The 10,155-nt window shown below is 71.8% G+C and carries 9 protein-coding genes and 3 pseudogenes; 5 read left to right on the top strand and 7 right to left on the bottom strand.

The window, feature by feature from the left end; genetic code table 11:
• Window positions 1-28: 28 nt before the first annotated feature.
• Both AB0O34_RS25895 and AB0O34_RS25890 read right to left on the bottom strand, forming a co-directional pair.
• Window positions 29-1,018, bottom strand: a complete 990-nt coding sequence (locus AB0O34_RS25895) for a sulfotransferase (protein ID WP_363919523.1) — start codon at window positions 1,016-1,018, stop codon at window positions 29-31.
• A 35-nt stretch (window positions 1,019-1,053) separates the two neighbouring features.
• Window positions 1,054-1,293 (bottom strand): hypothetical protein, encoded by a 240-nt coding sequence (locus AB0O34_RS25890; protein WP_363919521.1) that lies wholly within the window; start codon window positions 1,291-1,293, stop codon window positions 1,054-1,056.
• 123 nt (window positions 1,294-1,416) lie between these two features.
• On the opposite strand from AB0O34_RS25890, the pseudogene AB0O34_RS25885 reads away from it, so the two are divergent.
• Window positions 1,417-1,521, top strand: a pseudogene (locus tag AB0O34_RS25885) (hypothetical protein); the annotation flags it as partial.
• Between the two features lie 130 nt (window positions 1,522-1,651).
• Here the strand turns inward: AB0O34_RS25885 and AB0O34_RS25880 are convergent.
• On the bottom strand, window positions 1,652-2,548 hold the full coding sequence (locus AB0O34_RS25880) for a cation diffusion facilitator family transporter (protein ID WP_363919519.1): 897 nt from the start codon (window positions 2,546-2,548) through the stop codon (window positions 1,652-1,654).
• 69 nt (window positions 2,549-2,617) lie between these two features.
• Here AB0O34_RS25880 and AB0O34_RS25875 point away from each other — a divergent pair, with 69 nt between their 5' ends.
• Window positions 2,618-3,229, top strand: a complete 612-nt coding sequence (locus AB0O34_RS25875) for a metalloregulator ArsR/SmtB family transcription factor (protein ID WP_363919517.1) — start codon at window positions 2,618-2,620, stop codon at window positions 3,227-3,229.
• 97 nt (window positions 3,230-3,326) lie between these two features.
• Here the strand turns inward: AB0O34_RS25875 and AB0O34_RS25870 are convergent, their stop codons facing one another.
• Entirely contained in the window at window positions 3,327-4,277 is a 951-nt protein-coding gene (locus AB0O34_RS25870) for a GNAT family N-acetyltransferase (RefSeq protein WP_363919515.1), read from the bottom strand.
• A 260-nt stretch (window positions 4,278-4,537) separates the two neighbouring features.
• Here AB0O34_RS25870 and AB0O34_RS25865 point away from each other — a divergent pair, with 260 nt between their 5' ends.
• Window positions 4,538-5,320, top strand: coding sequence for a TetR/AcrR family transcriptional regulator (locus AB0O34_RS25865; RefSeq protein WP_363919513.1), 783 nt, complete (start codon window positions 4,538-4,540; stop codon window positions 5,318-5,320).
• Window positions 5,321-5,445: 125 nt separating this feature from the next.
• Here AB0O34_RS25865 and AB0O34_RS25860 read toward each other — a convergent pair whose 3' ends face one another.
• Entirely contained in the window at window positions 5,446-6,405 is a 960-nt protein-coding gene (locus tag AB0O34_RS25860; RefSeq protein ID WP_363919511.1) for a YafY family protein, read from the bottom strand.
• A 63-nt stretch (window positions 6,406-6,468) separates the two neighbouring features.
• On the opposite strand from AB0O34_RS25860, the pseudogene AB0O34_RS25855 reads away from it, so the two are divergent.
• A pseudogene (locus AB0O34_RS25855) lies at window positions 6,469-7,596 on the top strand (winged helix DNA-binding domain-containing protein); the annotation flags it as partial.
• A 60-nt stretch (window positions 7,597-7,656) separates the two neighbouring features.
• Here the strand turns inward: AB0O34_RS25855 and AB0O34_RS25850 are convergent.
• Window positions 7,657-8,208, bottom strand: a pseudogene (locus AB0O34_RS25850) (ABC transporter permease); the annotation flags it as partial.
• Complete coding sequence (locus tag AB0O34_RS25845) at window positions 8,205-9,185, bottom strand: ATP-binding cassette domain-containing protein (protein ID WP_363919509.1); 981 nt, start codon at window positions 9,183-9,185, stop codon at window positions 8,205-8,207. The gene AB0O34_RS25845 and the pseudogene AB0O34_RS25850, both read right to left, overlap by 4 nt.
• Before the next feature lie 202 nt (window positions 9,186-9,387).
• Between AB0O34_RS25845 and AB0O34_RS25840 the strand changes: the two genes are divergently transcribed.
• Window positions 9,388-10,155, top strand: a complete 768-nt coding sequence (locus AB0O34_RS25840) for a TetR/AcrR family transcriptional regulator (RefSeq protein WP_363919507.1) — start codon at window positions 9,388-9,390, stop codon at window positions 10,153-10,155.

The raw sequence follows: 10,155 nt of genomic DNA, 5'->3' as shown, positions 1-10,155 counted from the left end.
CGCGCCTGCCCGGGGGTGCGGGGCCGCTCTAGCGGAGGCGCGGGCGGCCGTTCCGCGCCTGGCGCTGGCCGGCGGGCCTGTCCCCCATCAGCCCGCCCGACTTGTCACGGGGGCCGAGCCAGTCGCCGAACACCTCTCCCGTCACCCGCTCCAGCAGCGCGACGTCGTCCTCGAACCGCGGAATGAGGGCCTGACGCTCCTCCCGGCTCAGCGGGCGGCGCGGGCGGCCCCTGTCCTGGAGCGCCTTCTCCAGGGGTTCGGTCAGGCGTGCGGCCAGGGAGCCCGGCAGGTGGTGTCCCACGGTCGCGCCCACCCGGAGCACGCGTGACAGCGTCTGGTGGCGCAGCGTCGGATCGGGATGCGCCGTGACGTTCTCGCGAGGCACCTCGGTGATCAGTCCTTCTTCCACGCCGAGGAAGCCGCAGATGCGATCGAGCGTGGCCACCGGCTCGTCGACCAGATCGCGATAGCGGAACAGCAGGACGCTCTCCCGGGGGAACAGCCCGAAAAGGTGTTCCAGCTGCTCGCCGTACCGGCCGAGGCCGACGTAGTGCCAGAAGGCCGACCACCCCGCGGCGACGCGGCGTGCCTCCTCGGCACAGGCGCGGACGACGTCGCCGACGGGTTCGAGCCCTGCCGACCACAGGTGCGTCCAGTTCGAGTGCGCGCGCTCCACCGGGTCACGCAGGATGACGATCAGCTTGGCGTGCGGGAGCAGCGTGCGGATGCGGCGCTGGGCGTCACGGTCGTACAGGTAGAACGGCGTGGACTCCCCCTTCAGCGCCCCTGGGGGAGCGTTGTCGAACAGCGCCTCGTACTCCGCCCGGCGCCATACGTGCTCCTTGAAGGTCAGCGCGTCGCCTGGGCCGCCCCGTGCGGGTGGCGGCCCGTCGCTGAGGAAGAACTTGGGCTCCTTGACCGCGGACATGAACAAGGAGGGGTGTCGTGCGAGCGCCGAGTGCAGGGCCGTCGTCCCTGTCTTGGGCGCTCCGATCACCAGGAAATCCGGTAGGGCCATCCGATCTCCTCCGCACAGGCTGACATCAGCGTGCATCATACCCACTCAATACGTAGGAAATAGAGGTTTTGCCCTCCCGTGCCCATGTCTTGATCGAGGGCGCCCAGACGGCGCGGCCAGCGCGTGGACGGCGTGAAAGTAACGGTCCGCTCATTCACGTTGCCACCCTGCTGCTCGATGCCACGCCCACGGACGATCAGCGACGAGGAGATCCTCGCGGCGGTCTCGCGCGTCGGAGGAACGCGGCACGGTGCCACACGGGTCTTCTCGAACACTCGCGCGATTCTTGCCCGTGTTTCTGTACTGCGTGAGGCGTGGTGCAGGTCGTGAGGCGGGCGTTCAGGTACCGCTTCTAGACCCCCGGACAGGCCGAGGAGCTTGCCCGGACGTTCGGCTGCGTCCGCCTGGTCTGCAACAAGGCCCTGGACGAGCGGACCCGCGCCTACACCCTGGCGGGCCGCAAGGTCTCCTATGGGGAGTCGTCGGCGGCGCTGACCGAGTGAAAGCGCACCGACGATCCGGGCCTTTGGCCGAGGTGTCGTCGGCTCCGTCGCAGCAGGCCCTGCGCCACCTTCAGGCCGGGTTCGTCAACTTCTTCGCCAAGCGGTCCAGGTACCCGAGGTTATCGGAGCGTCATGCCGTGCTGGGTTCGCGGTGGTCGCTCAGGGAGGCGTGGTGGTCGGCGTCGCGCGGGCCGTCGGGATCGGCGTGCACGGTGGCCGCGCGCAGGCGGGACACCTGGTGGATCAGCCGGTGCTCGGCCTCCACGGCGACCGCGTGCGCCTGGATGAGGGACAGGCGGTGGTCGACCGCGATCTCGACCTCGGCACGCAGGACATGGCCGACCCAGCGCATCCGCACCGAGCCCACCCGCCGGACCCCGGGCGTGGCGGCGAGGACCCGCTCGGCCTGGTCAAGCAGCGCGGGGTCGACCGCGTCCATCAGTCGGTGGTAGATCTCCCTGGCCGCGTCCCGCAGCACCAGGCAGATCGCCACCGTGATCAGCAGGCCGACGATCGGGTCGGCGATGGGGAACCCGAGCGCCGCCCCACCGGCTCCGAGGAGCACGGCCAGGGAGGTGAACCCGTCGGTACGGGCGTGCAGGCCGTCGGCCACCAGAGCGGCCGAGCCGATCTCGCGGCCGACTTTGATCCGGTAGCGGGCCACCCACTCGTTGCCCGCGAACCCGATCAACCCCGCGGCGGCGACCCAGCCCAGCGCGTGGACGTCCTTCGGAGTGATCAGCCGCTCGACCGCCTGGTATCCGGCGAGGGCCGCTGAGGCGGTGATGATGCCCACGATGAGCAGCCCCGCCAGATCCTCCGCCTTGCCGTACCCGTAGGTGAATCGGCGGGTCGCCGCGCGCCGCCCGACCCAGAAGGCGATCGCCAGCGGGATGGCGGTGAGGGCGTCGGCGAAGTTGTGCAGCGTGTCGCCCAGCAGGGCCACCGACCCCGAGAAGGTCACGACCACCGCCTGGGCGACGGCGGTGGCGACCAGCACCACGAAGGACAGGCCGAGCACCCGCATGCCCCGACTGCTGGACTCCAGCGCCGTGTCCGTCTTACCGGCGGTGTCGTGGCTGTGCGGGGTGAGGACATGCGTCGCGCGCGCGACCAGCCCACCGATCCTCCCCCGCCGGCCCGGCTCACCATGCCCGTGACCGTGGTCATCCCGGTGACCATGGCCGTGACCGTGGCCGTGGTGATGCCCCTGACCAGGGCCCTGCTCATGGCCGGGTTCGGGGTGGTGCCTGTGAAGCTCATCGGGGGAGGACGATTCGGACCGCTGCTGGTCGGACATGGCTGCCTCGCTTGCGGACGTTGGCGCTTGCGGGGAGTATATGTAGTCATGTACGCACGCGACAACGAATCAGGTGCGCATCCGTTGCAGGAGCAACCCACTTCCGCCCAGGTGGAACTGGCCGTCGAGGCCTTTCGCATGCTCAGCGACGGGACGCGACTACGCCTGATGTGGCTGCTCGCCTCGGGTGAGTACGACGTCTCGTCGCTGGCCGAGGCCATCGGCGTGGCGCGGCCCTCGGTGTCGCAGCACCTGGCCAAGCTGCGCCTGGCCGGGCTGGTCGACGCCCGCAGACACGGCCGCCGCGTCCTGTACCGCGCCCGCGACGCCCATGTCCGCCGCCTGATCGCCGAAGCGCTCTTCCACGCCGACCACGAGGTCTCCAGCATCCCCCGCCACGAAAGCTGACCACACCGGCAGGCCGGCCGGAGCCACGTCGTCGTTCGCGGGGGTCGCGCCGTGCTGCCGGTGGGGCGGCAGGGGCCGCCCCACCCGGCGTGCCCTGTCAGGGCCAGGTGTAATTGAGCTCACGCTCGAAGTTGACGTATCCGCCGCGCTCGAACGCCTTGGCCATCGGGATGTTGCCCGTGTCGGTCGAGGCGCGGATCCTGGGGACGTCCTGGGCCGCGAGGATACGTGTGCCCTCGGCGAGGATCTCGTCGATGTAGCCGTTCCCCCGGTGGGCCGGCACGACTCCGATGTAGGCGATGATCGGGTTGTAGGAGTTGTGCGCGGGGATGACGAACCCCACGGGCTCGCCGCCGGGCAGCGTGGCGACCTGCCACCAGTCCCGGGGGCTCGTGTAGCGCTCGAACTCCGCTTCGTACTGCTCGGCCGCCGCCTGCCCGGCCGACATCCTGGTGAGGTCGTCGCGGCTGTGGGCGTCCAGTGTCCCCTCCAGGACCTGGGCCATCAGCGCCACGAGGTCGTCGCGGTCGCGCACCGGGCGGAACGCCAGCCGCCCGCTGGGAGCCGGGATGGGCGTTCCCGGCCGCCATTCGAGGCGCAGCCGCTCCACGAACAGCCGGGCGCCGACTTGCTCGACCGCCGCGACGCGGTCCTCGATGGCTCGCCTGGCCGCCGCGTCGTCGCGCCAGTCCGGTGGGACGTAGCGGCCGTACTCGGGCGGGCGGGTGCCCTCCGGGACGACCTCGGCCATCGCGGTCTTGAGCAGCCGGACGCCGATGTCCACCCGATCGGTGTCCTCGGGGCAGTCGGCGAGGTCGAAGACGTCGAGCAGGAACGGCGTCGCGTCGCCGGGCCTGCTCCACCACGCCACCCGGGCGACCAGGCGGTCGCCGCGCAGCGCCACCCACATCCAGTGGGGATGCCGGCGGCCGGATTCGAGGTCGCCTGCGAACTCGCCGTTGAACCCGTAGGGCAGCCGGCAGAAAAGGTCGAGCTCTTCGCGTCCGGTGATCGGACGCATGGTCAGGTCATGCTGTACTGCGGTCAAGGCACTCTCCTGCGAAGACGCGCCCGTCCGCCCCGGGGGTTCAGCTGTGAAGCGCACCCCGGGAGGACATGAGCGCGGTGATAGTGGGGTTCACGGCTCATACCTCCTCTCGTCTCGCCGCCCCGCCGCGACCGGCGGGGGTACAGCGGCAAGTTCTACCGGCATCCCACCGGCGCGGGCAACCGCTTTTCCGGTCACCCGTACACGCGACGGCCTTCCGTACGGTGAGGCGGAATCGGGGGGATGAAAGGATGTCTTCCGTGCCACCCACGACCGACCGCAGTGGCGCGGGGGACCCCGTGCGCACCCTCGAACTGCTCTGGATGGAGCCCGGAGCCCGGCCGTCGCACCGAGGGCCGCGCCAGGGCCTCACCGTGGACGAGATCGTCACCGCCGCCATCACCCTCGCTGACACCGAGGGCCTGGATGCCCTGACGATGCGACGGGTCGCCCAGGCGCTCGGCGTGGGCGCCATGTCGCTCTACACCTACGTCCCCGGCAAGGCCGAGCTGCTCGATCTCATGCTCGACGCGGTCTTCGGCCGGATGCCACGCCCCGACCTGTCGGGCCGGCCGTGGCGGGAGCGGCTGGAAGCGGTGGCGCACGACAACCGCGCGCTGGTCGAGCGGCATCCCTGGGTCCTCGCCGTCTCCACCAGCCGCCCGCCGCTTGGGCCGGGGCTGCTCGCCAAGTACGAGCACGAGCTCAGGGCGTTCGAGGGGCTCGGCCTCGACGACGTCGAGATGGACGACGCCCTGACCTACCTGCTCGGGTTCGTCCACGCGTCCGCCCGCTCGGCGGCCGACGCGCACGCCTCCCAGCGCGCCGGCGCGATGACCGACGAGCAGTGGTGGGCCGCGAGCGCGCCGCTGCTCGCCCGCGCGTTCGACCCGGCGAGATATCCCACGGCCACCCGGGTCGGAGCGGCGGCAGGCGCGGCCCACAACGCCGCCTACAGCCCCGGCCACGCCTACGAGTTCGGCCTCCAGCGCGTCCTGGATGGCCTCGGCGTCCTCGTCGCCCGGCGCGGCGGCCAGGCGTGACGGAGGCGAGACCCCCGCGAACCGCCCCGGCCGTGCTGTGACCACGAACTCGCCCGCGAACCGCCCCGGCCGTGCAGTGACCATGAAGTCGCCCGCGAACCGCCCGGGGGTACGGCGGACACGGTTCAGCCGGTGGCGCGGGCGTATCGTGCCGAGAGTTCGCGCAGGTGGGCGACTAGTTCGGGCGGATCGGTGACGGTGAAGTCGCAGCCGAGCAGCCCGAGGTGGACGGCGAGCGTCTCGACGGTGTCGGCCCCGGTGTCCAGCACGCACGTGTGCTCGTCGACCGCTTCCACCGTGCCGACGGCGGGGTTGATCCGCGCCGCGACCTCCTGGGCCGGCGCGTGCACGAGGACCCTGGCCCGGTGCCGCCACGCCGCCGCCGAGACGCGCCGCGACACGTACGCCGCGACATCGCCGTCGGGCAGCCCGCGCGGGGCGAAGCGGGGACCGGTGGGCGTGCGCGGTTCCATCCGGTCGACGCGGAACGACCGCCAGTCGTCGCGGCCGGTGTCCCAGGCGACGAGGTACCAGCGGCGTCCCCAGTTGACCACGCGGTGGGGTTCGACCACGCGCAGGGTGGCCGTGCCGTTGTGGTCGCGATAGTCGAAGCGCAGCCGCTCGTGGTCGCGGCAGGCCGCCGTGAGCAGGGTGAGCACGGCAGGGTCCACCGTGGGGCCGGTGCGGTCGGCCGGGACCCTCACCGTGTAGGCCTGCAGGGCGTTGACCCGGCGGCGCAGCCGCGACGGCAGCACCTGCTCCAGCTTGGCCAGGGCGCGCAACGAGGTCTCCTCGATCCCCGCGATCGCGCCGCCCGCCGCGGTGCGCAGCCCCACGGTGACCGCGACGGCCTCCTCGTCGTCGAGCAGCAGCGGCGGGAGCGACGACCCCGCGCCGAGCCGGTAGCCGCCCACCGAGCCGCGGTTCGCGTTCACCGGGTAGCCGAGGCCGCGCAGCCGCTCGACGTCGTTGCGCACCGTGCGGGTGCTCACGCCGAGCCGTTCGGACAGCTCGGACCCGGTCCAGTCGCGGGGGGTCTGCAGCAGGGACAGCAGGCGGAGCAGCCGCGCCGAGGTTTCCAGCATGCAGCACATCCTGCCAGCCCATTAGGAAGCTCCCCGTCCTAATGGGTATCTAGTGTCGAGGACATGGCAGACACCCAGACCCGGCGCCGCCGCCCCGTGACGACCTCCTCCCCCGCCCCGGTGCTCAGCCGGCGGGCGCTCAACCGCGCGACGCTGGAGCGGCAGATGCTGCTCAGCCGCTCGGCCATGCCGGTGACCGAGGCCGTCGAGCACCTGGTCGGCCTGCAGGCCCAGACACCCCACACCTGGTACGTCGGCCTGTGGAACCGCCTCGCCGGGTTCCGCCCCGAGCACGCCGCCGACCTGCTCACCGGCCGCAGCCTGGTACGCATCCCGCTCATGCGCTCGACGATCCACCTGGTGAGCGCCGCCGACTGCCTGGAGCTCCGGCCGATCGTCCAGCCGGTCATAGAACGCGGGCTGAACGCCAACTTCGGCAGGCATCTGGTCGGAATCGACCGGGAGGAACTGGTCGCGGCGGGCCGGACGCTGGTCGAGGGGCGCCCGCTGACGTTCGGGGCGCTCGGTAGGCTGCTCGCCGAGCGGTGGCCAGGCCGCGACCCGGGCTCGCTCGCCCAGGCCATGCGCGCCTGGGTGCCACTGGTGCAGGTGCCGCCCCGTGGCGTGTGGGGACGCAGCGGCCCCATCGCCCACACCACCGCCGAATCATGGCTCGGCACCGGCATCCCCTCCGAACCGACGTTCGGCGCCACCGCCGAGCCGTCGCTGGACGCCACCGCCACCGCCACCGATGCATCGCTAGGCGGCGGCGCCACCACCGGGCCGTCGCCGCGACGCATGGTCCTGCGCTATCTGGCCGCTTTCGGGCCCGCGACGGTGATGGACATCCAGACGTGGTCCGGGCTGACCCGGCTGCGCGAGGTGGTCGAGGCGCTCCGGCCCGAGCTCCTCACCTTCCGCGACGACGAGGGGCGGGAGCTCTTCGACCTGCCTGAGGCCTCCCGCCCCGGCCCCGACATTCCGGCGCCGCCAAGGTTCCTCTACGACTTCGACAACCTGCTGCTGTCCCATGCCGACCGCGGCCGCGTGGTCACCGACGACTACCACCGGCAGGCGTACGACCCACACGGTTCGGTACCCCAGCTCCTGCTCGTCGACGGCTTCACCAGGGGCGACTGGAAGATCACCGGTCGGCGCGGCGCGGCCGTGCTCACCATCCGCCCCTACGGTCCCCTGTCCGGACAGGACGCCGCGGCGGTGGCCGAGGAGGGCGCCCGGCTGCTCCGGTTCGTCGCCGCGGACGCCGGGTCCCACGACGTCCAGCTGCTGCAGGGCGAACCGAAGCAGCAACAGCAGCCCGACCGCCGCCAGCGCGGACCCGGGGCCGTCGTGCCAGCGCCAGCCGACCGCGAGCCCGCAGGCGATCATGACGGCCAGACCCAGGACGGAGTTGAGCATGTCGGCGACGCTGCGCCCGACGACCACGGCCGAGGGGGCCATCGGCATCGAGCGGAACCGATCGGTGATACCCCTGGCCACGTCGGTGCTGACCGAGGTGAACGTCGTCTCGATGCCGAAGACCATGGTCATGGCGAACATTCCAGGCATGAGGAACTCCCGGTAGTCCCCGCCGCCGGGGATCACCATCCCGCCGCCGAACAGGTAGCCGAACATCAGGACGACGATGACGGGGAACAGGAGCCCGACGAGGATCTGGGACGGCCGGCGGGCCCAGTGCGACAGATCTCGACGGGTGATCGTCCAGCCGTCGACGACGGCCCACCGCAGCCGGCTCAGGGGCGCCCGAGGCAGAGCGGGGATCTCCGGGGTAGTGGTCGTCATGCCGCCACCTCCCGCGCGGGCTGGGGCCGCTTCGCGCGGTGCCCGGTGAGGTGGAGGAACACCTCGTCCAGCGTGGGGCGGCGCAGCGCGATGTCCTCGGGGGCGATCCCCGCGTCGTCCAGCGCCCGTACCACCTCGGTCAGGGCGGCCACGCGGTCGCGCACCGGGGCGCTGATCCGGCGGGTGTCCCGGTCGGACTCCGCCTCCGTGCCCGCCACCCGCGCGATGATCGCCGCGGCTACGGGAAGCTCCTCGGTCGCGTGCAGCACGACGTCGATCCGGTCGCCGCCGATCGCCGACTTGAGCTCGCCGGGGCTTCCCTCGGCGATGACGCGCCCTGAGTCGATCACGCAGATCTTCCCTGCCAGGTGGTCGGCCTCCTCCAGGTACTGCGTGGTCAGCAGCACCGTGGTGCCCCCGGCCACCAGCGAGCCGACCGCCTCCCAGACCTCGTTGCGGCCCCGCGGATCCAGGCCCGTGGTCGGCTCGTCCAGGAACAGCACCGGCGGGGAGAGGATCAGGCCGGCCGCCAGGTCGAGCCTGCGGCGCATGCCGCCGGAGTACTGCTTGACCGGCTTGCTCCCCGTGTCCGAAAGCCCGAACCGCTCCAGCAGCTCATCGGCCCTGCGGCAGGCGTGCGTTGGTGAGAGGTGGTAGAGGCGGCCGAACATCACCAGGTTCTGCCTGCCGCTCAGCAGTTCATCGAGGGCGGCATGCTGTCCGACCAGCCCGAAACGCCGGCGTGCCCGCGCCGCCTGCCGTACGACGTCGAATCCGGCGACCTCGGCCCGGCCGCCGTCGGGCCGTAGCAGCGTGGTCAGAACCCGAAGCGCAGTCGACTTGCCCGCACCGTTGGGGCCCAGCAGCCCGCAGACCGTACCCTCCGGCACGGCCAGGTCGAACCCGCTCAGCGCCTCGGTGCCGCCGTACCTCTTACGCAGCCCCTCAGCGAAGATCGCATGGCCCGTGGAACCCATTCGCCCTCCCCTCCCCTAACTCCGTACGTTGTACCGTACAGCATACGGCAGACCGTACGACCGAGGCTTAACGAAGGTCGGCGGGAGCGGGCTCAAAGAGCCGGTAGCGACGGACTCAGTAGAGGGCGGGGAGCGAACCTCGGCTGGTGGCGGCAGCGGGCTCAGAAAGCGGCGGGGCGGCGGAGGATAGGATCGGCCCACGATGACGACCGAGTACACCGGCGCGGGAGACCCCGCACGAAGCCTCGCCCTGCTGTGGCGCACCCGGGAGAAGTCGAGCAGGAAGGGCAGGCCCGACCTCAGCGTCGACCGCATCGTCCGCGCCGCGATCGACGTCGCCGACACGCATGGCCTCGCCGCCCTCTCGATGCGCCGCGTGGCCGAGCACCTCGGCGTCGGCACCATGTCGCTGTACACCTACGTGCCCGGCAAGGCCGAGCTGCTCGACCTCATGCTCGACTCCGTGTACGGCGAGCCCGACAGGCCGGCCGACGTCGAGGGCGGGTGGCGCGTCCGGCTCGAGCTCATCGCCCGTGAGAAGTGGGCGCTCTACCAGCGGCACCCGTGGATGCTGCACGTCGCCACCAGCCGCCCGCCACTGGGCCCCAACACGACCACCGCCTACGAGTACGAGTTGGGCGCCGTCGACGGCATCGGCCTCACCGACCTGGAGATGGACTCGGTCGTCACCCTCGTGTCCGGTTACGTCCACGGCGCGGCGCGGGGGGCGATCGAGGCCGCGCAGGCCGAGCAGAGGACCGGCATGACCGACGAGCAGTGGTGGTGGGCCCACGCCCCCTACCTCGGCAAGGTCATGGACGCCGAGCGCTTCCCCCTGTCCGCCCGCGTGGGCACCGCCGCCGGCGAGGCCTATGGCGCCGCCTACGCCCCCGGCCAATCCTTCGAGTTCGGCCTATCCCGCATCCTCGACGGCATAGAAACCTTGATCAAAACCCGCACCTCGACCTGA

The sequence above is a fragment of the Sphaerisporangium sp. NPDC088356 genome (genome assembly GCF_040685555.1).
Classification (GTDB): domain Bacteria; phylum Actinomycetota; class Actinomycetes; order Streptosporangiales; family Streptosporangiaceae; genus Sphaerisporangium.
This window is presented reverse-complemented; position numbering and strand designations above follow the sequence as displayed.